This is a genomic window from Pseudomonas sp. BW7P1 (assembly GCF_024981055.1).
Lineage (GTDB): Bacteria > Pseudomonadota > Gammaproteobacteria > Pseudomonadales > Pseudomonadaceae > Aquipseudomonas > Aquipseudomonas bananamidigenes.
On the sequence record NZ_CP103374.1, the window covers coordinates 763,589 to 790,552 of the forward strand.

General features: G+C 62.2%; 22 protein-coding genes and 1 riboswitch. Of the genes, 15 read left to right on the forward strand and 7 right to left on the reverse strand.

Features of this window, described 5'->3' with window-relative positions:
• Positions 1–99 precede the first annotated feature (99 nt).
• Positions 100–1,002 carry a LysR family transcriptional regulator gene (locus tag NWV16_RS03380; protein WP_260521970.1) on the forward strand — a complete coding sequence of 301 codons (903 nt, stop codon included), beginning with the start codon at positions 100–102 and terminating at the stop codon, positions 1,000–1,002.
• An 11-nt stretch (positions 1,003–1,013) separates the two neighbouring features.
• Complete coding sequence (gene waaA / locus NWV16_RS03385) at positions 1,014–2,294, forward strand: lipid IV(A) 3-deoxy-D-manno-octulosonic acid transferase (RefSeq protein ID WP_260521971.1); 1,281 nt, start codon at positions 1,014–1,016, stop codon at positions 2,292–2,294.
• Positions 2,295–2,324: 30 nt separating this feature from the next.
• Here the strand turns inward: waaA and NWV16_RS03390 are convergent, their stop codons facing one another.
• A complete protein-coding gene (locus NWV16_RS03390; RefSeq protein WP_260521972.1) occupies positions 2,325–3,758 on the reverse strand; it encodes a TolC family outer membrane protein in 1,434 nt (477 codons plus the stop codon).
• Between the two features lie 219 nt (positions 3,759–3,977).
• A riboswitch (TPP riboswitch) is annotated at positions 3,978–4,083 on the forward strand.
• A 146-nt stretch (positions 4,084–4,229) separates the two neighbouring features.
• On the opposite strand from NWV16_RS03390, the gene thiC reads away from it, so the two are divergent.
• Both thiC and cytX read left to right on the forward strand, forming a co-directional pair.
• Positions 4,230–6,119, forward strand: coding sequence for a phosphomethylpyrimidine synthase ThiC (gene thiC, locus NWV16_RS03395; protein WP_260521973.1), 1,890 nt, complete (start codon positions 4,230–4,232; stop codon positions 6,117–6,119).
• A gap of 179 nt (positions 6,120–6,298) precedes the next feature.
• Positions 6,299–7,591, forward strand: coding sequence for a putative hydroxymethylpyrimidine transporter CytX (cytX, locus tag NWV16_RS03400; protein ID WP_260521974.1), 1,293 nt, complete (start codon positions 6,299–6,301; stop codon positions 7,589–7,591).
• On the opposite strand, the gene NWV16_RS03405 is transcribed toward cytX, so the two are convergent.
• Positions 7,560–8,306, reverse strand: coding sequence for an RsiV family protein (locus tag NWV16_RS03405; protein ID WP_260521975.1), 747 nt, complete (start codon positions 8,304–8,306; stop codon positions 7,560–7,562). The genes cytX and NWV16_RS03405 overlap by 32 nt on opposite strands.
• A gap of 229 nt (positions 8,307–8,535) precedes the next feature.
• Between NWV16_RS03405 and NWV16_RS03410 the strand changes: the two genes are divergently transcribed.
• The 9 genes from NWV16_RS03410 to NWV16_RS03450 all read left to right on the forward strand — a co-directional run bounded on the left by NWV16_RS03410 (position 8,536) and on the right by NWV16_RS03450 (position 17,917).
• Complete coding sequence (locus tag NWV16_RS03410) at positions 8,536–9,153, forward strand: NUDIX domain-containing protein (RefSeq protein WP_260521976.1); 618 nt, start codon at positions 8,536–8,538, stop codon at positions 9,151–9,153.
• Complete coding sequence (locus NWV16_RS03415; protein WP_065258746.1) at positions 9,144–9,596, forward strand: DUF1249 domain-containing protein; 453 nt, start codon at positions 9,144–9,146, stop codon at positions 9,594–9,596. Before NWV16_RS03410 ends, NWV16_RS03415 begins: the two co-directional genes overlap by 10 nt.
• A gap of 126 nt (positions 9,597–9,722) precedes the next feature.
• A complete protein-coding gene (gene cpdA, locus NWV16_RS03420) occupies positions 9,723–10,538 on the forward strand; it encodes a 3',5'-cyclic-AMP phosphodiesterase (RefSeq protein ID WP_260521977.1) in 816 nt (271 codons plus the stop codon).
• Between the two features lie 96 nt (positions 10,539–10,634).
• Complete coding sequence (locus NWV16_RS03425; RefSeq protein ID WP_065258748.1) at positions 10,635–11,243, forward strand: YqiA/YcfP family alpha/beta fold hydrolase; 609 nt, start codon at positions 10,635–10,637, stop codon at positions 11,241–11,243.
• A 42-nt stretch (positions 11,244–11,285) separates the two neighbouring features.
• A complete protein-coding gene (gene parE, locus NWV16_RS03430; protein ID WP_065258749.1) occupies positions 11,286–13,193 on the forward strand; it encodes a DNA topoisomerase IV subunit B in 1,908 nt (635 codons plus the stop codon).
• Positions 13,193–14,182, forward strand: coding sequence for an esterase-like activity of phytase family protein (locus NWV16_RS03435; protein ID WP_260521978.1), 990 nt, complete (start codon positions 13,193–13,195; stop codon positions 14,180–14,182). Before parE ends, NWV16_RS03435 begins: the two co-directional genes overlap by 1 nt.
• On the forward strand, positions 14,179–14,703 hold the full coding sequence (locus tag NWV16_RS03440) for a TIGR02281 family clan AA aspartic protease (protein ID WP_260521979.1): 525 nt from the start codon (positions 14,179–14,181) through the stop codon (positions 14,701–14,703). Before NWV16_RS03435 ends, NWV16_RS03440 begins: the two co-directional genes overlap by 4 nt.
• A 7-nt stretch (positions 14,704–14,710) precedes the next feature.
• Entirely contained in the window at positions 14,711–16,975 is a 2,265-nt protein-coding gene (gene parC, locus NWV16_RS03445) for a DNA topoisomerase IV subunit A (RefSeq protein WP_260521980.1), read from the forward strand.
• Positions 16,976–17,206: 231 nt separating this feature from the next.
• Positions 17,207–17,917 (forward strand): membrane integrity-associated transporter subunit PqiC, encoded by a 711-nt coding sequence (locus tag NWV16_RS03450; RefSeq protein WP_260521981.1) that lies wholly within the window; start codon positions 17,207–17,209, stop codon positions 17,915–17,917.
• A 311-nt stretch (positions 17,918–18,228) separates the two neighbouring features.
• Here the strand turns inward: NWV16_RS03450 and NWV16_RS03455 are convergent, their stop codons facing one another.
• A complete protein-coding gene (locus tag NWV16_RS03455; protein WP_260521982.1) occupies positions 18,229–19,746 on the reverse strand; it encodes an AhpA/YtjB family protein in 1,518 nt (505 codons plus the stop codon).
• A 134-nt stretch (positions 19,747–19,880) separates the two neighbouring features.
• On the opposite strand from NWV16_RS03455, the gene serB reads away from it, so the two are divergent.
• A complete protein-coding gene (serB, locus tag NWV16_RS03460; RefSeq protein WP_260521983.1) occupies positions 19,881–21,095 on the forward strand; it encodes a phosphoserine phosphatase SerB in 1,215 nt (404 codons plus the stop codon).
• A gap of 39 nt (positions 21,096–21,134) precedes the next feature.
• On the opposite strand, the gene NWV16_RS03465 is transcribed toward serB, so the two are convergent.
• The gene (locus NWV16_RS03465; protein WP_260521984.1) at positions 21,135–22,889 is read right to left on the reverse strand and encodes a molecular chaperone; all 1,755 of its coding nucleotides are present in this window, start codon (positions 22,887–22,889) and stop codon (positions 21,135–21,137) included.
• A gap of 222 nt (positions 22,890–23,111) precedes the next feature.
• Here NWV16_RS03465 and NWV16_RS03470 point away from each other — a divergent pair, with 222 nt between their 5' ends.
• Entirely contained in the window at positions 23,112–23,513 is a 402-nt protein-coding gene (locus NWV16_RS03470) for a lectin OAA (protein WP_065258757.1), read from the forward strand.
• 60 nt (positions 23,514–23,573) lie between these two features.
• On the opposite strand, the gene asd is transcribed toward NWV16_RS03470, so the two are convergent.
• The 3 genes from asd to NWV16_RS03485 are packed head-to-tail and all read right to left on the reverse strand — an operon-like array spanning position 23,574 to position 26,846.
• Positions 23,574–24,434 carry an archaetidylserine decarboxylase gene (asd, locus tag NWV16_RS03475; RefSeq protein WP_065258758.1) on the reverse strand — a complete coding sequence of 287 codons (861 nt, stop codon included), beginning with the start codon at positions 24,432–24,434 and terminating at the stop codon, positions 23,574–23,576.
• Positions 24,435–24,452: 18 nt separating this feature from the next.
• On the reverse strand, positions 24,453–25,268 hold the full coding sequence (gene rhdA, locus NWV16_RS03480; RefSeq protein WP_085732654.1) for a thiosulfate sulfurtransferase: 816 nt from the start codon (positions 25,266–25,268) through the stop codon (positions 24,453–24,455).
• 39 nt (positions 25,269–25,307) lie between these two features.
• A complete protein-coding gene (locus NWV16_RS03485; RefSeq protein WP_260521985.1) occupies positions 25,308–26,846 on the reverse strand; it encodes an HDOD domain-containing protein in 1,539 nt (512 codons plus the stop codon).
• Between the last annotated feature and the right edge of the window lie 118 nt (positions 26,847–26,964).

Here is a 26,964-nt window from a genome sequence, read left to right on the forward strand (position 1 = left end):
CAAATCCTCGTGCGAAGCGTTGCTTTCTGAGGCGGCATTCTAGTGAGTCCCCAGATGGGGTAAAGTCATTACCTATCTGTTCTGGAGATGGGTTGCCTGATGGATATGCAATGGAATCTGGATCAATTGCGCCTGTTTGTGGCGGTGGCCGAACAGCGGTCGTTCTCCGCCGTGGCGCGCCGGCAACACAAGGCGCAATCGGCGATCAGCAGCGCCATTGCGATGCTGGAGGACGATCTCGGCGTCAGCCTGTTCGAACGTAGCAGCGGGCGTCAGCCGATTCTGACCGAAGCGGGCGAAGCCCTGCTTGAAGAGGCGCGGGAAGTGCTGCGTCAATGCGAGCGCCTGAACGGCCGGGCCATGGCCATGGTGCGTGGCCAGGAAGCGCAGTTGCGGGTCGCCCAGGATGAAGCGATGCCTTATCAGGCGCTGGTTGAAAGCTTCGGTGCACTGGCCGAACAGTTTCCGAGCCTGGAGGTACAACTGACCAGCGCCGCCCAGGGCGAAGTGTCGCGCAAACTGGTGGAACGCCGGGCCGATCTCGGGCTGCTGTTCTATCACGATGAAATCCCCGAAGCGCTGGAGCGTCGGGTGTTGGGCAGTGTGGAAATGGTCACGGTCTGTGGCGTCAACCATCCGCTGGCCGTGCAGTCTTACGTCACTTGCCAGCAACTGGCCCAACATCGCCAACTGCTGATGTCGACCCAGACCAGCGTCTACCCCGGCAACGAACCGGCCAGTCCGCAGGTCTGGCGCGCCGACAGTTTCTACGTCATGGCTGAATGGCTGGTGCGCGACCTCGGCTGGGCCTGGCTGCCGCGCCATGTGGTGCAGTATTCCGCGTATCAGGGGCTGATGGTGGAACTGGACAGCGAATGGACGCCGCCGGCGCTGGTGGTGGAACTGGTCTGGCGCCGTGACGAACCGCTGGGGCCGGCGGCGCGTTGGTTGGCGGAGCGATTTGCCATACACCTGCGGGCGATCGGCGGCAAAAGTCGATAAACTCCGCCGCCATGAATAGAACTCTGTACACCGCGCTGTTTTACCTGGGGCTGCCATTGGTGGCGATTCGGCTGTGGCTGCGTTCGCGCAAGGCGCCGGCGTATGCCAAGCGGATTGGCGAACGCTTCTCCTATGGCATGCCGACATTGCAACCCGGTGGTATCTGGGTTCACGCCGTGTCGGTGGGCGAAAGCATCGCGGCCGCGCCGATGATCCGTGCGCTGCTGCAACGTTATCCACACCTGCCGATCACCGTGACCTGCATGACACCGACCGGCTCGGAACGCATTCAGGCGATGTTCGCCAACGAGCCACGCATCCGGCATTGCTACCTGCCGTACGATCTGCCCTGCGCGGCGGCGCGTTTTCTCGATCGCGTGCAGCCCAGGCTTGCCGTGATCATGGAAACCGAACTGTGGCCCAATCACATTCATCAGTGTGCCAAGCGCGGGATCCCGGTGGCGCTGGCCAACGGACGCTTGTCCGAGCGTTCGGCCAAAGGCTATGGCCGGTTCAGCAAACTGATCGCACCGATGCTGGCCGAGATGAGCCTGTTCGCCGTGCAGACCGAAGCCGAAGCCCGGCGCTTTCGCGATTTGGGCGCACGCCCGGAAACGGTCGAGGTCACCGGCTCGATCAAGTTCGACCTGACCATCGACCCGCAATTGCAGCAACGCGCCGCTGAACTGCGCGGCCAATGGCAGGCGCAGGAGCGTCCGGTGTGGATCGCCGCCAGCACCCATGAGGGCGAAGATGAAGTGGTGCTCGATGCCCATCGTCGCCTGCTGGCCAACCATCCCGATGCGCTGCTGATTCTGGTGCCGCGTCACCCGGAGCGCTTCAACTCGGTGTTCGCACTGTGCCAGCGCGAAGGTTTCGCCACGGTGCGTCGTTCGACCGGTGCAAACGTCGATGGCGCCACCTCGGTGCTGTTGGGCGACACCATGGGCGAATTGTTGTTTCTCTACGCCTTGGCCGACAGCGCGTTTGTCGGCGGCAGCCTGGTGGCCAATGGCGGCCACAACCTGCTGGAGCCGGCGGCTCTGGCGAAACCGGTGATCAGCGGCCCGCACCTGTTCAACTTCCTCGACATCGCCGCACAGCTGCGTGACGCCGGCGCGTTGGCCGAGGTGGATGACGCCGAAGGTCTGGCGACGCAAGTGCAGCGCCTGTTCGAATTGCCGCGTGATGCTCAGCGCATGGCCGAGGCCGGGCTGAACGTGATGCGCCGCAATCAGGGCGCGTTGCAGCGCTTGCTCGATGGTCTGGGACGTTTGATCGACCGCCCATAAAAAACGCAGCCTCAGGGCTGCGTTTTTTGTTTAAGGCCGGGCCTTGAGCTGTTCTTCGGCTGCCTTGGCCAGATCCGGCGGCAGGAAATCCTTGTCCGGGTTGTAGTCGGCCTTCAAGTAGCGGGTCAGATCCTGCAAGTCACCGGGGTTCAATGTCCCCGCCGCCTGTTTCAGGCGCAGGTTGTCGAGAATGTAGTCGTAGCGGGTGTTGTTGTAGTTGCGCACCGAGGTGTAGAGCTGGCGCTGGGCGTCGAGCACGTCGACGATGTTGCGCGTCCCCACCTGATAACCGATTTCCGTGGCTTCCACCGCGCTCTGGTTGGAGATGATCGACTGGCGGCGCGCCTGCACCTGTTCGACGTCGGTATTCACCGCACGGTGCAGGTTGCGGGTGTTTTCAACGATCTGCCGGCGCAGGCTTTCGCGCTGCTGCTCGCTCTGATCCAGTTGTGCATAGGACTGGCGCACCTGAGAGCTGGTCAGCCCACCGCTGTAGATCGGGATGTTCAGTTGCAGGCCCACGGTGCTCTGCTCGACGTTGCCGTGATAAGGCGTGCCGAAGGCGTTCGGGTTGGAGAAACCGAGGGCGTCGTTGTCGCCTTTTTCGTATTTGGCCACGGCGTCGAGGGTCGGCAGGTGACCGGCCTTGCGTTGTTTCAGTGTCTGCTCGGCGGAGCTCACCGCATAGTTGCTGGCCAGCAGATTGAGGTTCTGTCTGGCGGCGGTGTCGACCCAGGCCTTGGCGTCGTTCGGCGTCGGCGGCAGGATCGGCAGGGTGTGGACGATGCCCTGGATCGAGTTGTACTGACGGTTGGTCAGGGTGATCAGCGCTTCGAACGCATCTTCGACCTGACGCTGCGCGACGATCCGGTTGGCCCGTGCGGTGTCGTAACTGGCCTGCGACTGCAGCACGTCGGTCTTGTCCGACAGGCCCACGTCGAAGCGCTCGTTGGACTGGTCGAGCTGGCGCTTGAACGCGGCTTCTTCAGCCTTGGTCGAGGCCAGGTTGTCCTGGCTGCGCAGGACGTTGAAGTAGCTTTCGGCCGATTGCAGGATCAGGTTCTGTTCGGTGGCCGACAGTTGCAGCGCGGCCTGCTCGTTGACGTCCTTGGCGGCCTGGTACTGGAACCAGCGATCGGCGCGGAACAATGGCTGCGCCAGCGTCGCCTGATAGGAATGTGCGCTGCGGTTGGCAATGGCCGATGGCTCGTCGATCGAGGTGCGCACGGCGGCGGTTTCGGCACCGCCGGAGAGGTTCGGCAGCAGCCCGGCGCGGGCCTGTGGCACGACTTCTTTCTGGGCACCGTACTGGGCGCGGGCGGCGGCCAGATCGGCGTTGTTGTCGACCGCTTCCTGATAGACGCTGACCAGATCGGTCCGGGTCGACAACGGCGCTTCCGCTGCCCAGACCATTGCGTTGGACGCACAAGACACGGCAACAGCCAGTGAGAGTTTGCGCAGCATGAGGCGATCCCTAGCATGAATATTATGGAAATAATCCGGGCGCCAAAGGTAGGGCGCGTGCACTGCATCGTCAAGGCTTGGCGCCAGGGCGCAGCAGGGCAAGGCGAGTGTAGTTGTGCATTGAGGCGCTCACAATCCTGTCGGCGCCCGCAATTGCGCCATTCATCATGGTGTTTGCCGCGGTGTTGGCGTTCTTTGCCGGTTGTGTCTAGACTGGCCGGGTTCTTGTCGGGGTGCCTTGCTATGAGGCTGAGATCGAATAATTTCGGATCCCGTTGAACCTGATCAGGTTAGCGCCTGCGTAGGGAACAAGATTTCTCGTCACCCGGCGAGTCCTCTTGTGCTTCGTCCGGGGAATTGTTCGACAATCAAACGTTCGACGACGATGCACAGCACCAGTCCCGGTGCGTCCGTGCCTTTCAGGTTCTGCTCCGACAATCCACTGCCTGGATGCTGTCTGGAGAGCCCGTGATGACTACAAAATCTAAAAACGCGATCAACCTGAGTGACTCGGCCAAGGTCGACGAGCAGTCGGTCCAACCGTTCACCCGTTCGCAGAAGGTCTACGTTCAGGGCTCTCGCCCGGACATCCGCGTGCCGATGCGCGAAATCACCCTCGATGTGACTCCGACCGACTTCGGTGGCGAAATCAACGCGCCGGTCACCGTCTACGACACCTCGGGCCCGTACACCGATCCGAATGTGGTGATCGATGTCCGCAAAGGTCTGGGCGACGTCCGCTCGGCGTGGATCGACGACCGTGGCGATACCGAGCGTCTGTCGGGCCTGAGCTCGAAGTTCGGTCAGGAGCGCCTGGCCGATCCGGAGCTGACCAAGCTGCGCTTCGCCCACGTCAACAACCCGCGCCGGGCCAGGGCCGGGGCCAACGTCAGCCAGATGCACTACGCGCGCAAAGGCATCATCACTGCCGAGATGGAATACGTCGCCATCCGCGAAAACATGAAGCTGCAAGAAGCCCGCGCTGCCGGCCTGCTGAACCAGCAGCACGCCGGCCACAGCTTCGGCGCAAGCATTCCGAAGGAAATCACCCCTGAGTTCGTGCGCGAGGAAATCGCCCGTGGCCGCGCGATCATTCCTGCGAACATCAACCACGTCGAACTGGAACCGATGATCATCGGCCGCAACTTCCTGGTGAAGATCAACGGCAACATCGGCAACAGTGCATTGGGGTCGTCCATCGAAGAAGAGGTGGCGAAACTGACCTGGGGCATCCGCTGGGGTTCGGACACCGTCATGGACCTGTCCACCGGCAAACACATTCACGAAACCCGCGAGTGGATCATCCGCAACTCGCCGGTTCCGATCGGCACCGTGCCGATCTATCAAGCGCTGGAAAAGGTCAACGGCGTGGCCGAAGACCTGACCTGGGAGCTGTTTCGCGACACGCTGATCGAGCAGGCCGAGCAGGGCGTCGACTACTTCACCATCCACGCCGGCGTGTTGCTGCGCTACGTGCCGCTGACCGCCAAGCGTGTGACCGGCATTGTGTCCCGTGGCGGTTCGATCATGGCCAAGTGGTGCCTGGCGCATCACAAGGAAAACTTCCTCTACACCCACTTCGAGGAAATCTGCGAAATCATGAAGGCCTACGACGTCAGCTTCTCGCTGGGCGACGGCCTGCGTCCGGGCTCGATTGCCGACGCCAATGACGAAGCGCAGTTCGGCGAACTGGAGACCCTGGGCGAGCTGACCAAGATCGCCTGGAAGCACGACGTGCAATGCATGATCGAAGGCCCGGGTCACGTGCCGATGCAACTGATCAAGGAGAACATGGACAAGCAGCTGGAGTGCTGCGACGAGGCGCCGTTCTACACCCTCGGCCCGCTGACCACCGACATCGCACCGGGCTACGACCACATCACCTCGGGAATCGGGGCGGCGATGATCGGCTGGTTCGGTTGCGCGATGCTCTGCTACGTGACGCCGAAGGAACACCTGGGGCTGCCGAACAAGGATGACGTGAAGACCGGGATCATCACCTACAAGATCGCGGCGCACGCCGCCGACCTTGCCAAGGGCCACCCGGGCGCGCAGATCCGCGACAATGCCTTGAGCAAGGCGCGGTTCGAGTTCCGTTGGGAGGACCAGTTCAACCTCGGCCTGGACCCGGACACCGCCCGTTCGTATCACGATGAAACCCTGCCGAAGGACTCGGCGAAGGTCGCGCATTTCTGTTCGATGTGCGGGCCGAAATTCTGCTCGATGAAGATCACCCAGGAAGTTCGCGAATACGCGGCCAACCAACGGATCGACGCGGTCGACGTGGACGTCGCCCAGGGCCTGGCGGAACAGGCCGAGCGGTTCAAGAAGGAAGGCAGTCAGCTGTACAGGAAGGTTTGATCTGACCTGAGTCCGGCGGCGCTCGCGCCGCCGTCATCGTCGGAACGCCGCCCGGGGCAAGCCCGCTCCCACAGAATCATCGCTGAACACCAATCCTGTGAGCAGCGTAAAACACTGTGGAGCGGGCTTGCCCGCGATGGCGATCAAAAAACAACAAATGTCCCTCTGAGATACCACCCTTGAGCATTCAACCCGGTACTTATTCCCCCGACCTCGCCGTGCCCGCCGACAGGCGTGTCTTCGGCGGTCGCGATCTGTTTTCCCTGTGGTTTTCCCTCGGCATTGGCCTGATGGTGTTGCAGACCGGCGCGCTGCTGGCGCCGGGGCTGGGCCTGTCGGGATCGTTGCAGGCGATCTTTCTGGGCACGCTGGTCGGCGTGCTGTTGCTGGCCGCCGTCGGCGTGATCGGCAGTGACACCGGCCTGTCATCCATGGCGGCGCTGAAGCTCAGCCTGGGCAGCAAGGGGGCGAGCCTGCCGGCGCTGCTCAATCTGCTGCAACTGATCGGTTGGGGTTCGTTCGAAATCATCGTTATGCGTGATGCCGCCAGCCTGCTCGGCACCCGAGCGTTCAGCGAAGGTTCGTTGTGGGCCAGCCCGATGCTGTGGACGTTGTGCTTCGGTGCGCTGGCGACGTTGCTCGCCGTCAGTGGTCCGCTGACATTCGTGCGCAAGATTCTGCGCAAATGGGGTATCTGGCTGATTCTGGCCGCGTGCATCTGGCTGACCTGGAACCTGTTCGCCAAGGCCGATCTGGCTGCCTTGTGGGCACGGGCCGGGGATGGTTCGATGCCGTTCGCCGTGGGCTTCGACATCGCCATTGCGATGCCGTTGTCGTGGTTGCCCCTGATTGCCGACTACTCGCGTTTCGGCAAGCGGGCGAAGAACGTATTCGGCGGCACGGCCATCGGTTTCTTCATCGGCAATTTCTGGCTGATGAGCCTGGGCGTCGCCTATACGCTGGCGTTCGCGCCGAGCGGTGAAGTCAACGCGCTGTTGTTGGCGCTGGCCGGTGCCGGACTTGGAATTCCACTGTTGCTGATTCTGCTGGATGAGTCGGAAAACGCCTTTGCCGATATTCACTCGGCGGCGGTGTCCAGCGGGATTCTGTTGCGTTTGAAGGTCGAGCATCTGGCGCTGCTCATCGGTGTGATCTGCACCTTGATCGCGCTGCTCGCGCCGTTGGCGCAATACCAGAATTTCCTGCTGCTGATCGGCTCGGTGTTCGCGCCGCTGTTCGGCGTGGTGCTGGTGGATCACTTCATCCTGCGCAAGCGCAGCGCTCAGGTGGCATCGGCCGCATTGCGCTGGCCGGCGCTGTTGGCCTGGCTGGGTGGCATCAGCACCTATCACTTGCTGGCCAATCTCTATCCGGATGTCGGCGCAACCCTGCCGGCGCTGGTCCTGGCAGGGCTGCTGCAACTGGTGCTGGGCCGGGCTTTCAGTTACGGCCGGGAAACAGTTCGGGTTTGATGATGCCGTTCAGACGCGGATAAGGGATCTTCAGTTCGACGTGGCCCAGCGCATAAGGCGCGATGGTGGTCACGTCGTACTTGAGGATCACGCCGCCGTAGGTCAGTGCCACATGCGGGGTTTTGACGAACGGCCAGTTCTTCACGTACTCCGGTTCCTGATCGAGTTTGGTGCTGATCAGCCAGCTGTTATGCGCCACCTGAGCAGCCTTCCAGAAGGCGTCTTCCTGGCCTGGCACCAGCATGTCCGAGAGGGTCAGCACCTTGTGCTGCTGGCGCGAATAGTTGATGAAACCGCGCCCCGGCGTGCCGTGCGCGCCACCGGTGTCGAGGTAGCTCGAGACTTCGATAATCACCAGACCGTCATGCTGCTCGCGTACTTTCGCCTGCAAATAGCTGCTGTTGCGCGGTCCGGCGGTGCGCAGGAATTGCTCGCGGTAAGCCGCCAGAGTCGGCGCCACCGGTGCGTTCGGCTCGGTGCGGGTAAATTGCAGCAGGCGTTTTTCGATGATGCCGTCCAGCGCAGGTTCGGCCGGGAAGTGCAGGGTATCGATATTCACCAGCGGGCAGTCAGGGTTGGAACAACCGGGTTTCAGGGTTTCCGAGGCGTCGCGGGTGCTTTCCAGCGGCGTTCGGTAGTTGGGCTGGAACAGGCTGGCGCAGGCGCCCAAGGTCAGGGCGATGGCCGCCACGGAGGCGATTTTGAAAAGCGACATGGGCGTCCTTTCTGAAGCAGGGGAAGGCAAAAAGTTACCGCTTCGACTCTCAACGAAGCGGTCAGTTCGCCACTAAGCTAATTAGAGTGGGTTTCGCCTCCACCGTCCATCCCGCTGACGGTAAAGGGGCTGCATCAAACGTCGCGGGCGCGTTAGGATGGCGCGAAGTCGAGGTGGCCCGTCACAAAAAAGGAACCTCGTATTGGATCTGCAGTAAACGAGGATGCCCATGACCGATTTTGCCAATGCCATTCCAACCGCCGTCGATATCGTGCAGCGGGTGCAATGCTACGAGGGCTTCTACAAGCTTGATCGCGTGCATTTGCGCCATGAACTGTTCTCCGGTGGCATGAGCCGCGAAATCAATCGTGAAGTGTTCGTTCGCCACGATGCCGTGTGCATGCTGCCCTACGATCCGCAGCGCGACGAAGTGGTGCTGATCGAGCAGTTTCGTGTCGGCGCCATGGGCAAGGCCGACAACCCGTGGCTGGTGGAACTGGTCGCCGGTCTGATCGACAAGGATGAACAGCCTGAAGAAGTTGCTCACCGCGAAGCGCAGGAGGAAGCTGGGCTGGACATCAAGGCCCTGTGGCCGATGACCAAATACTTTCCATCGCCGGGCGGCAGCAACGAATTCGTGCATCTGTACCTGGGGCGTTGCAGCACGGAAGGCGCAGGCGGCCTGCATGGGCTGGAGGAAGAAGCCGAAGATATCCGCGTCACGGTCTGGGCTTTCGAAGATGCCTTGCAGGCTGTACGCGACGGACAGATTGCCAATGCGGCGAGCATCATCGCCTTGCAGTGGCTGGCGCTCAATCGCGCCGAAGTGAGGGGGCTATGGTCGTAAACAAACTGCGCGATCGCTATCGTGTCGACCTCGCGGGCCTGCAGGCCGCCTGCGAAGCCAACTACGCGCGCCTGATGCGACTGTTGCCGGACATGCGCCGCCATCCCGAAGCGCGGCGCATCGCCGTGACCCAGGGCGACCAGATGCTGGGCGTGCTGGCCATCGAAGTGTTGCAGACCTGCCCCTACACCACGACCCTGCAAGTGCGGCAGGAACACAGCCTGCCGTGGCTGCCGGTGCCGCAACTGGAAGTGCAGGTCTACCACGACGCGCGCATGGCCGAAGTGATCAGTGCCGAACATGCACGACGCTTTCGTGGCATCTATCCTTACCCGAACGCGGCCATGCACCAGCCGGATGAAAAATCCCAGCTCAATCTGTTCCTCGGCGAATGGCTGAGCCATTGCCTGGCCTGCGGTCACGAGTACGCTGCCGTTCGCTAGCGTCGATCGCTTCGATAACAGCGGCAAGTTGTGAACTGCGTCCGGTTCGGCGGTTTCTTCCCGGGGGCATCCCCCAGCATAATTGCGAACCTGTCCGATCCGGCGATTCCGCCCTGGGAGAACGCCTTGCCGAGCGTATCGACTCTGACCACCGCCGATGCGGCGCTGTTGGTGCAACTGTCCGACAGTCATCTGTTCGCCGAGGCGGACGGTGCACTGCTGGGCATGAAAACTCGCGAGAGCCTGCAAAAGGTCATCGAGCTGGTGCTTGAGCAACAGCCGCGAATCGATCTGATGATCGCCACGGGCGATCTGTCCCAGGACGGCACGCTGGAGTCCTACCAGCAGTTTCGCCAGTTGACCGCGCAGATCCAGGCTCCGGCCCGCTGGATCCCCGGCAATCACGATGAACCGCAGATCATGCAAATGGCCGCGGTGCAGAGTGCGCTGCTGGAACCGATAGTGGACATCGGCAACTGGCGCGTGACCCTGCTCGATTCGGCGGTGCCGGGTTCGGTGCCGGGGTACTTGCAGGATGACCAGCTGCAATTGCTGGCCCGCGCCCTGAGCGAAGCGCCGGAGCGTCATCATCTGGTGTGTTTCCACCATCATCCGGTGTCGATCGATTGCGCCTGGATGGAGCCGATCGGCTTGCGCAATCCGGAAGCCTTTTTCGAGGTGCTCGACCGTTTCCCGCAAGCTCGAGCCGTGCTCTGGGGACATGTGCATCAGGAGATCGATCGCGAGCGCAACGGCGTGCGGCTGATCGCCTCGCCATCGACCTGCATTCAGTTCGAGCCGGGCAGTGAGGACTTCAAGGTCGGCGAACAGGCGCCGGGCTATCGCTGGTTGCGACTGCTGCCGGACGGGCGGATCGAAACGGGTGTGGAACGTGTCACCGATTTCCGGTTCACGGTCGATTACGGCTCCAACGGTTACTGATTCCGGGGCGCAGCGCTGATTTGCTCGGGTGCTGGCCCAACGACCCTCGACTCCCTGTAAACTCCGCTTTCTTTAGCCGACATCCAGGGAGCTCAAATGTCCGGTTCGATCCTCTATATCCACGGTTTCAACAGCGCACCGGCTTCCAGGAAGGCCTGTCAGCTGGTCGAGGTGATGGAGCGGCTGGGTCTGAGCGATCGACTGCGTGTCCCGGCATTGCATCATCACCCCCGGGAAGCCATCGGTCAGCTGGAGCAGGCAATCGCCGAGCTGGGCCGGCCGTTGCTGGTGGGAAGCTCGCTCGGCGGCTACTATGCGACTCACCTGGCCGAGCGCCATGGCCTGAAAGCCCTGCTGGTCAACCCGGCCGTCAGTCCGCACCGGATGTTCGACGGATACCTGGGTACCCAGAAAAACCTGTACACCGACGAAACCTGGGAGTTGACCCACGACCATGTGACGGCCCTGGCCGAACTGGAAGTGCCGGCGCCGCAGGATCCGCAGCGTTATCAGGTATGGTTGCAGACCGGGGATGAAACGCTGGATTATCGCCTTGCCCAGCAGTATTACCGCGCTTGTGCCTTGCGCATTCAGGCCGGTGGCGACCACAGTTTTCAGGGATTTGTTACACAATTGCCGGCATTGCTCAGCTTTGCCGGGATTGGCGCCGATACCTATCAGGCAATCGACTTCAACACACTGTGAAGCCTTGCCCCATTTTCATTGAATCACTGACGACGAGACCTTATGGCCACTCCCAGCGCTAGCTCCTATAACGCCGACGCCATCGAAGTCCTCTCGGGCCTCGACCCGGTGCGCAAGCGCCCCGGCATGTACACCGACACCAGTCGGCCGAACCACCTTGCCCAGGAAGTCATCGACAACAGCGTCGACGAAGCCCTGGCCGGCCACGCCAAATCGATCCAGGTCATCCTCCACGCCGATCACTCGCTGGAAGTCTGCGACGACGGCCGCGGCATGCCGGTCGATATCCACCCGGAAGAGGGGGTGTCGGGCGTTGAGCTGATCCTCACCAAGCTCCATGCGGGCGGCAAGTTTTCCAACAAGAACTACCAGTTCTCCGGCGGTCTGCACGGGGTGGGCATTTCCGTGGTCAACGCCTTGTCCACTCAGGTGCGGGTGCGGGTCAAGCGTGACGGCAACGAATATGAAATGACCTTCGCCGACGGCTTCAAGGCCACCGACCTGCAAGTGATCGGTACCGTCGGCAAGCGCAACACCGGCACCAGCGTGTACTTCGCGCCGGACCCGAAATACTTCGATTCGCCGAAGTTCTCCATCAGCCGCCTCAAGCACGTGCTCAAGGCCAAGGCCGTGCTGTGCCCGGGTCTGTTGATCAGCTTCGAAGACAAAGGCACCGGCGAAAAGGTCGAGTGGCATTACGAAGATGGCCTGCGTTCCTATCTGGTCGACGCGGTCAGCGAATTCGAACGCCTGCCGGACGCGCCATTCTGCGGCAACCTGGCCGGCGCCAAGGAAGCGGTCGAGTGGGCCCTGCTGTGGCTGCCTGAAGGTGGCACCTCGGTCACCGAAAGCTACGTCAACCTGATTCCGACGGAGCAGGGCGGCACCCACGTCAACGGTCTGCGTCAGGGTCTGCTCGACGCAATGCGCGAGTTCTGCGAATTCCGCAGCCTGCTGCCGCGTGGCGTCAAACTGGCGCCGGAGGACGTCTGGGAACGCATCGCCTTCGTCCTGTCGATGAAAATGCAGGAGCCGCAATTCTCCGGTCAGACCAAGGAGCGTCTGTCTTCACGTGAGGCGGCGGCGTTTGTCTCCGGTGTGGTCAAGGATGCGTTCAGCCTGTGGCTCAACGCTAACCCGGAAACCGGTCTGGCGCTGGCGGAGCTGGCGATCAGCAACGCTGGCCGGCGTCTGAAAGCGAGCAAGAAAGTCGAGCGCAAACGCATCACCCAGGGGCCGGCGCTGCCGGGCAAACTGGCGGACTGTGCCGGGCAGGATCCGATGCGTTCCGAGCTGTTCCTGGTGGAAGGTGATTCCGCCGGCGGTTCGGCCAAGCAGGCGCGGGACAAGGAGTTCCAGGCGATCCTGCCGTTGCGGGGCAAGATCCTCAACACCTGGGAAGTCGACGGCAGTGAAGTGCTGGCCAGCCAGGAAGTGCACAACATCGCGGTGGCCATCGGTGTCGATCCGGGCGCCGAGGACATGAGCCAGTTGCGCTACGGCAAGATCTGCATCCTCGCCGACGCCGACTCCGACGGCCTGCACATCGCCACCTTGCTGTGTGCCTTGTTCGTCCAGCATTTCCGTCCGCTGGTGGAGGCCGGTCACGTCTACGTCGCGATGCCGCCGCTGTATCGCATCGACCTGGGCAAGGAAATCTACTACGCCCTCGACGAAGCCGAGCGTGACGGGATTCTTGACCGTCTGGTGGCCGAGAAGAAACGTGGCAAGCCACAGGTCACCCGATTCAAGGGCCTGGGTGAGATGAACCCGCCGCAGCTGCGTGAAACCACCATGGACCCCAACACCCGGCGTCTCGTGCAGTTGACCCTCGGCGAAGACTTCACTCAGACCTCGGAGATCATGGACATGCTGCTGGCGAAGAAGCGCGCCGGTGACCGCAAATCCTGGCTCGAATCCAAGGGCAACCTGGCCGAGGTCCTGGTCTGATGCGCTTCGGCCGGGTCCTGGCGGGTGCGTTGCTGCTGGGCTCGATGACCGTATCGGCGGAGCCCGTGCAGGAACTGCGCGTGCTCTCCGAGCATCCGGTCGAAGGCATGCGTGGCGGCAACCTCTCGGGGCTGGCCTCGTGCGGCAACGAACTGTGGACGGTTTCGGACCGGGACGACGATCAGATCTATCGCCTCGACACCCGCCACCCGGTCTGGCAGGCCACGGCCGTGCGCATCGATCCGCCGCCGGTGCCTGACAGCGGTTTGCCGTGGGGCATCAAATCGCGGACCTGGGCGGCGTCGTTTGTTCGCGGCGGCGACCTGGATTTCGAAGGGATCACCTGCGACAGTGCCGGCAATCGCTACGTAGTGAGCGAAGGCCACGCCGCCGTATTGCAAGTGCCGCCGCAGGGGCCATCATCGTGGATGAAAATCTCGCCGATGATGGTCCGCGAGGCGCGGGCCAGCGGCATGCTGCTGCAGTTCAATGCGATCTTCGAAGGTCTGGCGATCAACCCGGCGGGTGATCAGATGTGGCTGGCCGCCGAACGGCAAAACCGTGGCCTGCTGATGATCAAACGCCAGCAGACGGTGTGGGACTGCGATGGCCGCTGCGTGTTGCTCAGCGAGGGTGGCATGGAAATGCAGCCGCCGCAGTTTCCCAAGGCCAGACCGGTCAATCGGGACTTTTCCGACCTGTCCTTGTTCAACGGCAAACTGTTCACCCTTGAACGCAACGCTTACCAGATTTGCCGCCGCGATCCGCAAACGGCCAAGGTCGAGCTTTGCTGGTCGTACGCGGCCGAGCTGCTGCAGAGCAATCGTCGTTACGCACAGAATTTCGGACTGGAAGAGGCATTGGTCATCGATGCCGATGGCGCATGGGTTGGCGTCGACAATAATTTCGGCCCCCGTGCCGATGGTGAGGTCCGCCCGATCGTCTGGCGTTTCGCCGCTCCCGAGGGTGGCTGGAGTGCCAGACCTTGAGCCAGCAGCCACCGGGCAAGCGCGCCGGTCGGGTGTTGATGATTCTGGCCTGGTGCGCGGCCCTGTTTCTGGCGACGCGGTTTTTCGGCCAGTGGGAAGACCGCCAGCGCAATCCCAATGTGGTGGTCAGTTCGCAGCAGGTGGGCGGCGTGATCGAAGTGAAACTGGCGGGTAACGCCCAGGGACATTTCGTCGTCAGCGGACTGATCAATGGCCGGCCGGTGGAGTTCATGCTCGACACCGGCGCGACCGACGTGGCAATTCCGGCCGAGGTGGCTAAAGACCTGCGACTGGAAGAAGGTTTCGGTGTGACCCTGAGCACGGCCAACGGCCTGAGCCAGGGCTATCGCACCCGTATCGACCGCCTGCAACTGGGCGACATCGTGCTGCGGGACGTCCGCGCACTGGTGGCGCCCGGTCTGCATGGCGATCAGGTGCTGCTCGGCATGAGCGCCCTGAACAAACTTGAATTTACCCAGCGCGGTGGCACCATGCTGCTGCGCCAGACAACGAACCGATGAGGCCCGCATGAGCGACTCCCTTGATCTCAGCCTGGACGGTGTAGAACGCCGGTCGCTGGCTGACTTCACCGAAAATGCCTACCTCAACTACTCCATGTACGTGATCATGGACCGTGCCCTGCCGCATATCGGCGACGGTCTGAAACCGGTACAGCGGCGTATCGTCTACGCCATGAGCGAGCTGGGGCTGGACGCCGATTCCAAGCACAAGAAGTCGGCGCGCACCGTCGGCGACGTGCTCGGCAAATTCCACCCCCACGGCGACTCGGCGTGTTACGAAGCGATGGTGCTGATGGCCCAGCCGTTCAGCTATCGCTACACATTGGTGGACGGCCAGGGTAACTGGGGTGCGCCGGACGATCCGAAATCCTTCGCCGCCATGCGTTACACCGAGGCACGGTTGTCGCGTTATTCCGAAGTGCTGCTCAGCGAGCTGGGCCAGGGCACTGCGGACTGGGGCCCGAACTTCGACGGCACCCTTCAGGAGCCGCTGGTGTTGCCGGCCCGGTTGCCGAACATCCTGCTCAACGGCACCACCGGTATTGCCGTGGGCATGGCCACCGACGTGCCGCCGCACAACCTGCGCGAAGTCGCCACGGCGTGCGTGCGCCTGCTCGATGAGCCGAAAGCCACGGTCGAACAGCTCTGCGAACACATCCAGGGCCCGGATTACCCGACTGAAGCGGAAATCATCACCCCGCGCGCCGACCTGCTGAAAATGTACGAAACCGGCAAGGGCTCGGTGCGCATGCGCGCCGTGTACCACGTCGAGGACGGCGACATCATCATTACCGCACTGCCGCATCAGGTCTCCGGGGCCAAGGTGCTGGAGCAGATCGCCGCGCTGATGCAGGCCAAGCCGTCGAAGGCGCCGCAGATCGCCGACCTGCGTGACGAATCCGACCACGAGAACCCATGCCGCATCGTGATCATTCCGGTCAACAGCCGTGTCGATCACGAAGCGCTGATGCAGCACCTGTTCGCCAGCACCGAGCTGGAGTCGACCTACCGGGTCAACGTCAACATCATCGGTCTGGACGGCAAGCCGCAGCTGAAAAACCTCCGTGCCTTGCTGGTGGAGTGGCTGGAATTCCGCGTGCTGACCGTGCGTCGCCGCCTGCAATTCCGTCTCGACAAGGTCGAGCGTCGCCTGCACCTGTTGGACGGTTTGCTGATCGCTTACCTCAATCTGGACGAGGTGATCCACATTATCCGTACCGAGGATCAACCGAAAGCCAAATTGATCGAGCGCTTTGCTCTGAGCGAAATCCAGGCCGACTACATCCTCGACACCCGTCTGCGTCAGTTGGCGCGACTGGAAGAGATGAAGCTGCGCGACGAACAGGACGAACTGCTCAAGGAGCAGGCCAAACTGCAAGCGCTGCTGAGCAGCGAAGCCAAACTGAAAAAACTGGTTCGCAGCGAACTGCTCAAGGACGCTGAAACCTACGGCGACGACCGTCGCTCGCCAATCGTCGAGCGCGCAGAAGCCAAGGCGCTGACCGAACACGATCTGCTGCCTAACGAGAAAGTCACCGTCGTGCTGTCGGAAAAGGGCTGGATTCGTTCGGCCAAGGGCCACGATATCGACGCCACCGGCCTGTCGTACAAGGCTGGCGACGGTTTCAAGACGTCGGCGGCGGGGCGCTCCAACCAGTCCGCCGTGGTCATCGACTCTACGGGTCGCAGTTATTCGGTTGCCGCGCATACCCTGCCTTCTGCGCGGGGCCAGGGCGAGCCGCTGACCGGCCGTCTGACACCGCCGCCTGGCGCCACCTTCGAATGCGTACTGATGCCCGAGGACGATGCGTTGTACGTGATTGCATCCGACGCCGGTTACGGTTTCGTGGTCAAGGGTGAAGACCTGCAAGCCAAGAACAAGGCGGGCAAGGCGTTGTTGAGCCTGCCGAACAACGCCAGGGTCATCGCCCCGCGTCCGGTGCCCGACCGTGATCAGAACTGGCTGGCTTCGGTGACGACCGAGGGGCGCCTGTTGATCTTCAAAATCAGCGATCTGCCACAATTAGGAAAGGGCAAAGGCAACAAGATCATCGGCATCTCCGGTGAGCGTGTGGCCAGTCGCGAAGAATATGTCACGGACATCGCCGTTCTTCCTGAAGGCGCCACACTGGTGCTGCAGGCCGGAAAACGTACCTTGTCGCTGAAGGCCGATGACCTCGAACACTACAAGGGTGAGCGTGGTCGGCGTGGCAACAAGTTGCCGCGGGGCTTCCAGCGGGTGGACGCGCTGATCGTCGAAAATCTCAATTAAGCGACCAACGGGCGTTCGCACTGACCTCCATGCAGGAGAAAACAAGTGAGAACGCCTCTCTAGAGCGCCCGATCTACGATTTAACCCGTGGATCGGCGCTTTGGCGCTGGAGTCGGAGCGCATATTCACGGATGATATGGCCTTTGCAAACGCCGGCGTGGCCGAGCGATCTTCATATTTATTGAGTATTTTCACTGTGGTCAGCCTTGCGGCGACCACCTGGACGGGATGATGACTTCTCTGCGCCCCCTTATTTTCCTGCTCGCCGGCGTGCTTGGCCTGGCGGGTTGCAGCGTACACCAGCCGGTGTCGCTGTATCAGCTGGACAGCGGAAGTCCGGCTCAGCCTGCGCAAAGCGCGGGCATGGCGGTTTTGCTGGGCCCTGTAATCGTTGCCGACTACCTGCAACGTGAAACCCTGTTGCAGCGCCAGCCCGATGGCAGCCTGCAGGCGGCGGTCGATGGTCGCTGGGCCGGCAGCCTGTCGTCGGATATCGATCAACTGCTGCTGCGTCAGGTCGCCGGTCGTCTGGACAGCCAGCGGGTAGTGCTGGCTCCGGCGACCACCGGGTTCACTCCGGATGTTCAAGTGTTGTTGACCATCACTCGCCTGGATTCGGGCGCGAAACAGCCGGCGATTCTCGACGCGCAGTGGCGGCTGCTTGACCGTCGTGGCCAGGTGCGTGACAACCGCATCGTTCATTTGCAAGAGCTGCACAACGGCAGTACGGCTTCTCAGGTTCAGGCGCAAGGCATTCTGCTGCAGCGCCTGGCCGAGCAACTGTCGGTCGCGCTCAAGCCGTTGGCCAACCAGCCACCGGTTGCCGAAGCTCCACGCAAACCGGCACCGAAACCGGCAGCGCCGGCGGTGGAAGCCGAGAAGCAACCGAAGATCCCGATGGCCTCGCCGATTCGTACCGATATGGAAGTGTTCCGCTTCTAAGGCTGTATCGAGTCAGGACAGAGCCCGCCTTGTGCGGGCTTTGTTATGTCTGGTGGCCGGGAGCCTGCTGCATGGCATCAGTGTTCTTCGCAAGCAAGCCGTCCCCTGCAGAGGACTGATGAAGCACGCGCAACCGATGCAGAAGTTGAAGATCCGCATTGTGTGGGCTGGCCTCTTCGCGAGCAGGCTCGCTCCCACAGGGTATGTGCACGCCGTTGATCAAGTGTGGGAGCGAGCCTGCTCGCGAAAGAGCGCTTGCAGGCAACAAAAAAGCCCGCATCTGCGGGCTTCTTCACATCAAGGACAAGGCCTCAGGCCCGGCGCTCATGCATCCGCGCCAGCTGCCGTTCGAGCATCGACGGATAAGGCTCCATCAACCGCTCAACACAGCAGGCGCCTTCAGGGCTGGCAATCGGCCGGATCCGCGCACGCTGGCGGATCAGCGCGTCGTCGCCGACCTTGCGCTCCACCAGCAACAGGTTGCGGCTGTGCTGTGACAGGGCCAGGGCATCCTGGGCGGAGTCGGTCAGCAGCAGGTCGATCTGGCTCAGGCCGAACAGTTCATCGCCCAGGGTCAGGCCCAACTGCAATTGCAGGGTGATGCCGCTGTCGGCGACCTCGATCTGCAACTGATGACCCAGAGCCCGCAGCAGCTCGCCGCAGCAGATGGCGTTGGTCAGGTAATCGTCGCCGCTGTCTTCGGTGTGAAACAGCATCAGCGTGCTGCCGTCGTTCAGGGTTTCAATTTCACCCTGATACAGCGAAGCGGCCTGCTCCAGGCAATCGCGATAACGCTCCTGCAACTCTTCCAGGCGTGCCCGTGGCAGACGGCGCAATTGCTCTTGCGAACCCAGTTGCACCGCCAGCACCGCCGTGTGTTGCGGCACGCTCGGAGTCGGCCGGCGTACTGCCGGTTGTGCGGTTTCGTTCAGCGATTCGTCACGCAGATCGGCAAACGGATCTTCGTCATCGTCGTCTTCAACAGTGCTGACCACATGGCGCGGCGCAGGCTTTTGCGCAGCCATCGGACGGCTCTCGTCGAAACTCGGGTCGCGCAGGTTGCGCACTTCGAATTCCGGCTCGATGTCGTCATCCTCGAACTCGGGTTCCGGTTCCGGCTCAGGTTTGGGGGCCGGTTCCGGGGCGTAGCTGGCGTGCAGTTGCCGGGCAAGGTCGCCGATTTCGTCCTGACGCTCGGTGCCCGGGGTAAATTCGTCGATCCGGCGCAGCCATACGCGCAGTTGCAGCAGCGGTGTGGAGATATGCCGGCCGAGGCGCAGGCTCAGAGCCAGCGACAGTGCCAGCAGGATCGCGCTCAGAATGCCCATGCTCTGCAGGCTGATGGTCATCGGCTGCTGGAACTGGTCCATGTCCAGGCTGATGCGCAGTTGCCCGGCGGTCACGTCCTGGAAGGTGATCTTGCTCTCGTACATGCCCTCGGCTTCGCCCAGCAGGCCGTGTTTGGGCCGCTGACCGGATTCGGCGAGGATGCGGTTGTCCACGCTGTAGATGGCGGCGTGGGCTACCAGCTTGTTCTTGGTCAGGTTGTTGAGCAGCACGTTGAGGCTGAGGATGTCGTTGGACACCAGCAGCTCGGTGGCAGAAGTGGCGGTCTGCGTGGTCAGGCTTTCGCCCAGGGCATCCGCCTGCTCGTGCATGGCCTGCTTGAACTGCAAGCCCATCACGCAGGCATAGATCACCAGGGCCAGAGCGACCAGGATCACGTTATGGCTGGCGATGCGCAATGCAATCGGTACACGGCGGTGGCGCAGTGCACGGAAGATCAGCAGGAAGAAGTTATCGGTTTTAACTGGCGTGGGCCGGTTCACTGAGCTCGGCTCTTTTGTCCGTGAAGTTGACGCGCAGTATAGCGACAGGCCCTAGACCGGCAAAGCGCTGGCGGTGCCCGATGGTCACTGAAAGTGGGTAGAATGCGGTTTTTTTCCAGTTGCGGGGGTGCGCGTTGCGCGAAATCGTCCTGATTAACATCACCGGAGCCGACCGTCCGGGTCTGACTGCGGCCATTACCGGCGTCCTGGCTCAGGGTGGTGTGAATATCCTCGACATCGGTCAGGCGGTGATTCACGACATGCTGTCGTTCGGCATCCTCGTGGAGATTCCCGACACCGAGCAAGGCAAGTCGGTGCTCAAGGACATCCTGTTCAAGGGCTACGAGCTCGACCAGCAAGTGCGTTTCACCCCGGTGTCCGAAGAGGATTACCAGCAATGGGTGGGCAATCAAGGCAAGAAACGCCATATCGTCACGCTGCTGACCCGCAAGGTCACCGCCGGCCAGTTGCAGGCCGTCAGCTCGATCACGGCCAAATATGGCCTGAACATCGACCACATCGACCGTCTGTCGGGTCGTATGCCGCTGGGCACGCCGGCTGACAAAGGCAAGGGCTGCATCGAGTTCTCTGTACGTGGCGAAGCCGCCGATCCACAGGCCCTGCGCGCCGAATTCCTCAGCGTGGCCCATGAACTGAACGTCGATATCGCCTTCCAGGAAGACTCGCTGTTCCGTCGCAACCGTCGTCTGGCGGTGTTCGACATGGATTCGACCCTGATCGAAGCCGAAGTCATCGACGAGCTGGCCAAGGCCGCCGGTGTGGGCGACCAGGTTTCGGCGATCACCGAGCGGGCGATGGCCGGCGAACTGGATTTCCGTGCCAGCTTCAAAGAGCGCCTGGCACTGCTCAAGGGCCTGGATGTGAGTGTGCTGGACTCGATCGGCGCCTCCCTGCGCCTGACCGAAGGTGCCGAAATCCTGTTCGCCGAACTCAAGCGTCTGGGCTACAAGACGGCGATCCTGTCCGGCGGTTTCACCTACTTTGCCAAGCAACTGCAGGCGAAGCTTGGCATCGACTACGTGTTCGCCAACGAACTGGAAGTGGTCGACGGCAAGTGCACGGGCGTGGCGATCGAGCCGATCGTCGATGCCCAGCGCAAGGCCGATCTGCTGAAGCAACTGGCTGAAAAAGAAGGATTGCGTCTGGAGCAGACCATTGCCGTGGGCGACGGTGCCAACGACCTGCCGATGCTGGCGATTGCCGGACTGGGCGTGGCGTTCCGGGCCAAGCCACTGGTCAAGCAGTCGGCGAAGCAAGCAATCTCGACCCTCGGGCTGGATGGCGTGCTGTATCTGTTGGGCTTCCGGGATCGCGACGGGCAGCTCTGACAGCGACACAGGATCGCAGTCGTCGACTGCGGTCCTGGCTCAAAGCGATTTCCACAACGCGTCGAAATCCTCTTCGCCCCCGCCATCCTGCGCGGTCTCCAGCGAACGATAGGCAAACTGATTGAAACTGTGTGTGCTTGCCACCCGCCGATCCAGCCCGGCGCGGTGCTCTTCGCCCTGGGTGTTGATCAGTACTTTGCTGCCTTCCTGAAACGGCAGACGTGGCGCCAATAAGGTTGCAGGCAGATCGATTGCACTGATTTCCGGCAGCAGCAGACCGCGCAGGTAGTGGCTGTGTTCGTCCCGCGAACGCACCAGTTGCAACCCGCAGGGCCGGGCGTGTGGCGCGACCAGTTCGATGCCCATCTGTGTCCCGGCCCCGCGTACCTGACGAATCCAGCGCACTACGGCAATGCTCCAGCCCTGATGGGCAGTGTCCTGAATGCCGACCATTTCCCCGGTCTGCAACTCGGCGGGCACCTCTTTGGGCCATGCCAGGCAATAACCGCCGGGACTGTGGTTGATGACCGGCAGGGCGTAAGTCGGATAGTGCGGCGGGCTGTCGGCGTCGCTCTCGTCGTCGGCCAGCGGTTCGTAACGGATTTCCTCGTAGGGCAGAAACTCGTCGGCCTTACGCTGGGGAGCAGCGTCGAAGGCCTGGCTCCAGCTGTCCTTTTCGCCTTGAGCCACCGTCCGGCTGAAGTTCGCGGCACGCGAGCCAGGGTGCTTGAGCAGTTCGCTGAACGTGCGTTCACCACCCAGATAGAAGTGCAGGGCGCTCATGCCGACACACACGGTCAGGGTGCCCTGGCCGACGGTACGCTGAAAACTGCGCTCGGCCGCCTCGCCCCAGGTGGCGTACAGATGTTGCAAGGTATCGAGGGTCAGGCTCGTGGGGACGGGCAGCGGTGTTGAAGTGTCCTGATGCAGCAGGTGAGCTTCGATGGCTTTCACCAGTGGTTGTGGATCGAAGCCAAGCAGACCGGGCTGTTGTTCGCTGCGAAACTTGCTGCGATAACGTGGGCCGGCGTCGATCTCCGGGGAAATGGCAAACAGTCCTTCGCCCGAATGGCCGGGATGCAGTTTCAGCCATGCGCTCCAAGGCTCGATGACCTGTGCGAGTTGAGCGATCGGGTTCTGCCGCAGTTGATTGCAGCGAGCGCTGCCCAGCAACAGCGCGGCGATATAGGTCTGTTCGACGCTCAGTTCACCGGTCAGGCTGGCCAGCTCATCACGTACCCGACGATGCTGCAGCTGCAAGTCACAGGCGCAGCGAAACAACTGGTGCAGCTCAAACCACAGTTGCTCCGGCGCCGGGCTGTAGAGCTGCGTGGCGCGCACCAGTTGTCCTTTCAGCGCATGGGTGGCGCGTTGCAGGGCCTCGCTCAACAGGGCTGCACGGTCCTTTGTGTATTTGGGGGCGATACGCAAAACGATCTGTTTGTAACCGGTGGCCAGATGGCCCTGCAGGGCCTGGCACAGATTGCTGATCTTGCGTGAGCGCTCGTCGAGCATGATCGCCTGATGCAGAAAGTGCCGTTCAAGGTGCTGACAGACGAAATACACCTCGGGCCGCAGCAGCTCCAGCAGTTGCAGGCGGTTGTCGCTGCGCGTCAGCAATTGATTGAGTTCGCCGAGTCCCTGATAGAGCTGGCGTGCGGTTTCGCCGATGTTGGCCTTGGGCAGTCCGGCGATCCAGCGTTTGAGGTCGCGCGGGGTCGCGTCGCAGAAAGACAGGCGCAATTGAGTGGGCGTCGGGGCGCTCAGTTGAGGTGGTTGTCGAGTCTCACTCATGCCGTGACCAGCTCCGGCGGCGAATAGGGCAATGCCAAAAACTCTAGCAGCTGTGGCCTGTTTCGCAGGCGTTTGTCAGGCTTTTTTACCGTTGGTCTGCTGGCCTGATGCCATTTCCTCAGGCGCTACTAGGCTCTTTGGCGTGCGATCGGAAACGCACGGTTGCACGGCTTGCCGCCAACGTCGGGCAGGTCTCTGAACAACTTCAAGGAGATGAGGTTCATGTCTAAATACGCAGTGGCAAACCAATGGGGCGGTAGTTCGGCACCTTGGCATCCGGGTGGAACCTGGGTTCTGGGCGCGCGGGACAACCAGAAAGTCGTCGCCATCGACATCAAGTCCGGCGACGGCGGCAAAACCTTCACCGGCACCATGACCTACGCCGGCGAAGGCCCTATTGGCTTCAAGGCTCAGCGCACTGGCCAGAACCAGTACAACGTCGAGAACCAGTGGGGTGGCAACGATGCCCCATGGCACCCAGGTGGCAAATGGGTGATCGGCGGTCGGGATAACCAGAATGTTATCGCGCTGAATGTCACCTCGAGTGACGGCGGGAAAAACCTCAGTGGCACCAATACCTACGCCAACGAAGGGCCGATCGGCTTCCGTGGGCAGATAGAGTAAAGGCGCCGTTCAGGTCGTGTCCGCCCCTTCGCAGACGTGCGCAGGGGCGGATCGGCAGGTTCAGGCGTTCGACAGCGCCAGGGCCTGACCCATCTGTACCGGCGAACCGGCTTTCAGTTCCTCGACCCATTTCACCTGGTCCGGCCCGAACAGCACGATCGCGGTCGAACCCAGCTTGAAGCGCCCCAGTTCCGCACCTTTTTCCAGATGGATCGGCGCTCGGGCGGCTTCGTCGTAGCGGAAGGTTTTCAGCTCGCGCTTCGGTGGCGTGACCAGACCGGCCCACACGGTTTCGATCGAGGCCACGATCATCGCGCCCACCAGCACCACGGCCATTGGCCCGCGCTCGGTGTCGAAGATGCACGCTACGCGCTCGTTGCGGGCGAACAGTTCCGGAACGTTCTCCGCGGTGGTCTGGTTGACCGAGAAGATCCGGCCCGGGATGTAGACCATTTCGCGCAGGGTGCCGGCCAGCGGCATGTGTACACGGTGGTAATCCTTCGGCGACAGGTAAACGGTCGCGAACTCGCCCCCCATGAACGGCGCCGCATTGGCGGCATCGCCACCCAGCAGTTCGAGCACGCTGAAGCTGTGGCCCTTGGCCTGGAAGATGCGACCGTGCTCGATCGGGCCGAGCTGGCTGATCGCACCGTCGGCCGGGCTGAGGATCGCGCCCGGTGTCTGATCCAGAGGGCGTGCACCGTCTTTCAGTGCACGGGTGAAGAAGGCGTTGAAGTGCTCGTAAGCGGTCACGTCCTCAACCAGTGCCTGGGACATGTCCACCTGATAACGCTTGGCGAACCAGGTGGTGAAGGCATTCTTGAACCAGCGCACGCGGCACTCGGCGATGCAGCCGGCCAGGCGCGACAGCAAGTGGTGAGGCAGCAGGTACTGACTGATGATAAACAAACGCTCTTTCATGACTGTCCTTGAAAATTCTTAAAGCTCGACGGGGGTGTCGGGGTGGTTGCCCCATTCGCCCCAGGAACCGGCATAACCCTTGACCCGCGGATAACCGAGGGCCTTGGCCACCAGATAAGTGAAACCGGACCGGTGATGGGTCTGGCAGTGAGTGATGATTTCTTTGTCCTTGGTGATCCCGAGGTTTTCCAGGATCTGCGGCATGTCGGTACGAATGCGCAACTGACGCGCCTGATCCATGCCTGCCGTCCATTCGAAATTGACTGCGCCGGGAATGTGTCCACCCTTGGCTGCCAGCACTTTCTCGCCGGAATATTCCAGCGGCCCGCGGGCATCCCAGATCGCCAGGTCAGCGGCGCCGAGGCGGCTTTGCAGGTACTCGCGGGTGGCGGTCGGTTCGTCGTGCAGGGTCAGGGATACCGGGCCGCCGACGGCAGGCGGGACCTGGATCGACATCGGCGAACCTTCCGCCAGCCACGCCGGCAGGCCGCCGTCGAGGTAGTGATACTTGTCGTGGCCGATGACATCGAGCAGCCAGATGAAGCGTCCGGCCCAGCCACCGCCCTCGTCGTCATAGACCACGTACACCGCGTCCTTGTTATGGCCCAGTTCGCCGAACAGCTCTTCGAGTTTTTCTTTTGTCGGCAACAGGCCAGGAGCCGGTGCCTGGCCCAGCTGGGTGCGCTTCGGGTCGACGAAGCGTGCGCCGGGAATGTGACCCTCGGCATAGCGGGCGGCACTGGTCAGATCCACCAGAATCAGGTTGCGGGCGTCGAGGCGCGGGAGCAGGTCGCTCGGCTCGATCACCAGCGCCAGGCCAGAGAAGTCAGACATGTGAGGTCTCCAGAGCACAAAGGGGAAGGATTGTAGCTGTCATTGGCCGCGCTGGCTAAAGCTGTGCAGGGCTTTCTCGATGCACTGCGCGGTTTTGCCGAAGGCTTGCACGGTGATGTCGGCGAACGGCCCGCCGCCCTGATCGGCCACCACGATCATGATCACCCGGCCGTTATGGACCAGCGAGCGCAGAAACAGATGTTCGCCCCGGAACAGTGTGCGCAGGGACGGCGGCAGCAGAGCGGAAAACTGGGCGTTGTTGTCCGGGGTGATCCGCACCTGTGCCTGCTGCGCGAGCAAACGTTGCAGCACCGTGCTCTGGCTGACGACGAAATTGAGCGCAGCGGCTTCCTTCGGCAAACCGGCAATCTGCTGCACCCGCAGGCTGGACTGAGTGCGATCGGCCATCAGGATCATGACCCGTCGCATGCCGCTGGCCACCAGCGCGTCGCGGGCGGCGATGGTCAGGTGCATGGCATTGGTGAAACGGCTGGGCTCGGCCAACAGCTCGGCGCATTGCCGGCGCCATTGGGCGAGGTCTTCGGCATTGGGTGCTGCGGCGGGCAGCAGGCCGGCAGGCAGGCGACGAGTGCCCGACGGCCAAAGCAGCGAAACTGCCGGATGCCACAGATCCGGCATCGAATGCCGGCGCGCGCTGTTGGCAGCTTGCTGGTGCAGTTGCTGTTGCACTTCGTCCAGGGAAATCTGCAGATAGAGGCTGGTGAGGTACTGCCAGCGCTCGCTGTGCGGACTGTCCCAGGCCTGTTGCGCCGACAGCGCCAGACCGTTGGCCAGCAGCACGGTGTTGGCCGGCTGATTGAGCCAGTTGCGCAGGGTCGGGTCGTCATCCAGGCGATTTTGCTGGCGCAGCGGGTGATCGACGTCGCGGGCGATGCGCAAGACCTTGACCAGTTCGCGCTGTTCGTTGAGCAGCAGGCGATAACCCTGCTGCACCCAGATCGGCAGGCGCCAGACGTCGACCAGTGCCTGACCGATCTTCAGCAGGCGCACGCCGAACAATTGTTTTTCCACGTCGCGGGCCGATTCGCCCTTATGAATGACCCGTACTTCCCATTCTTCGAGCAGTTTGGGAAAGATCAGCGCCAACGGCCACAGCGGCGACAGAAACAGCAGACTGCCCCAGTGAATGTCCTGCCAGAGGCGCGCCAGGCGGCTGGCGAAAAAACCGTTGGCCTGTTGTGTGGCGTGCTGGCTGATCATCTGCAACTGGCGCAGGGCCTGGGGGATTTGCGCCTGGGGTTCGGCGGGCAGGCGTGCCAGCAGCTCCTCGGTGCGGGAAAGGCCGAGGCGATTGATCGCCACTTCAAGGTTTTCCGCCGGTGCGGTCAGGCTGCCCAAGGTATGGCGGTTGGCTTCGCGGATGATGCTCAGGGCCAGCGCCGGGCTGTCCTGCATCAGGTCGGCAATGTCGCGCAACGAGCTGCGATTGTCGCGGATCGCACGGCAGACCTTGTCGTGAGCCTCTTGCGGCACCGGCAGGCGCACGCCATCGAGCAGTTTCACCCAGCCATCGAGTGTGGTCGGTCTTGCGTGTGGGACGTTCGTTTCATTAGCCATGTCTGGACGGGATCTTGATCTGCTGTAGACGCGCCCGGCACGGGCTAAATTGGCTTTTCGCCTGAACTGGCTATAGTCTGGCGCAGTTTTGCCGATAAGTAGAAGAAGAGATTTTTTA

Bases quoted from the DNA above. Each gene is read 5' to 3' on its own strand.
- NWV16_RS03380 (WP_260521970.1), top strand. From the start codon at position 100: ATGGATATGCAATGGAATCTGGATCAATTGCGCCTGTTTGTGGCGGTG.
- waaA (WP_260521971.1), top strand. From the start codon at position 1,014: ATGAATAGAACTCTGTACACCGCGCTGTTTTACCTGGGGCTGCCATTG.
- NWV16_RS03390 (WP_260521972.1), bottom strand. From the start codon at position 3,758: ATGCTGCGCAAACTCTCACTGGCTGTTGCCGTGTCTTGTGCGTCCAAC.
- thiC (WP_260521973.1), top strand. From the start codon at position 4,230: ATGACTACAAAATCTAAAAACGCGATCAACCTGAGTGACTCGGCCAAG.
- NWV16_RS03405 (WP_260521975.1), bottom strand. From the start codon at position 8,306: ATGTCGCTTTTCAAAATCGCCTCCGTGGCGGCCATCGCCCTGACCTTG.
- NWV16_RS03410 (WP_260521976.1), top strand. From the start codon at position 8,536: ATGACCGATTTTGCCAATGCCATTCCAACCGCCGTCGATATCGTGCAG.
- NWV16_RS03415 (WP_065258746.1), top strand. From the start codon at position 9,144: ATGGTCGTAAACAAACTGCGCGATCGCTATCGTGTCGACCTCGCGGGC.
- NWV16_RS03425 (WP_065258748.1), top strand. From the start codon at position 10,635: ATGTCCGGTTCGATCCTCTATATCCACGGTTTCAACAGCGCACCGGCT.
- parE (WP_065258749.1), top strand. From the start codon at position 11,286: ATGGCCACTCCCAGCGCTAGCTCCTATAACGCCGACGCCATCGAAGTC.
- NWV16_RS03435 (WP_260521978.1), top strand. From the start codon at position 13,193: ATGCGCTTCGGCCGGGTCCTGGCGGGTGCGTTGCTGCTGGGCTCGATG.
- parC (WP_260521980.1), top strand. From the start codon at position 14,711: ATGAGCGACTCCCTTGATCTCAGCCTGGACGGTGTAGAACGCCGGTCG.
- NWV16_RS03450 (WP_260521981.1), top strand. From the start codon at position 17,207: ATGACTTCTCTGCGCCCCCTTATTTTCCTGCTCGCCGGCGTGCTTGGC.
- NWV16_RS03465 (WP_260521984.1), bottom strand. From the start codon at position 22,889: ATGAGTGAGACTCGACAACCACCTCAACTGAGCGCCCCGACGCCCACT.
- NWV16_RS03470 (WP_065258757.1), top strand. From the start codon at position 23,112: ATGTCTAAATACGCAGTGGCAAACCAATGGGGCGGTAGTTCGGCACCT.
- asd (WP_065258758.1), bottom strand. From the start codon at position 24,434: ATGAAAGAGCGTTTGTTTATCATCAGTCAGTACCTGCTGCCTCACCAC.
- rhdA (WP_085732654.1), bottom strand. From the start codon at position 25,268: ATGTCTGACTTCTCTGGCCTGGCGCTGGTGATCGAGCCGAGCGACCTG.
- NWV16_RS03485 (WP_260521985.1), bottom strand. From the start codon at position 26,846: ATGGCTAATGAAACGAACGTCCCACACGCAAGACCGACCACACTCGAT.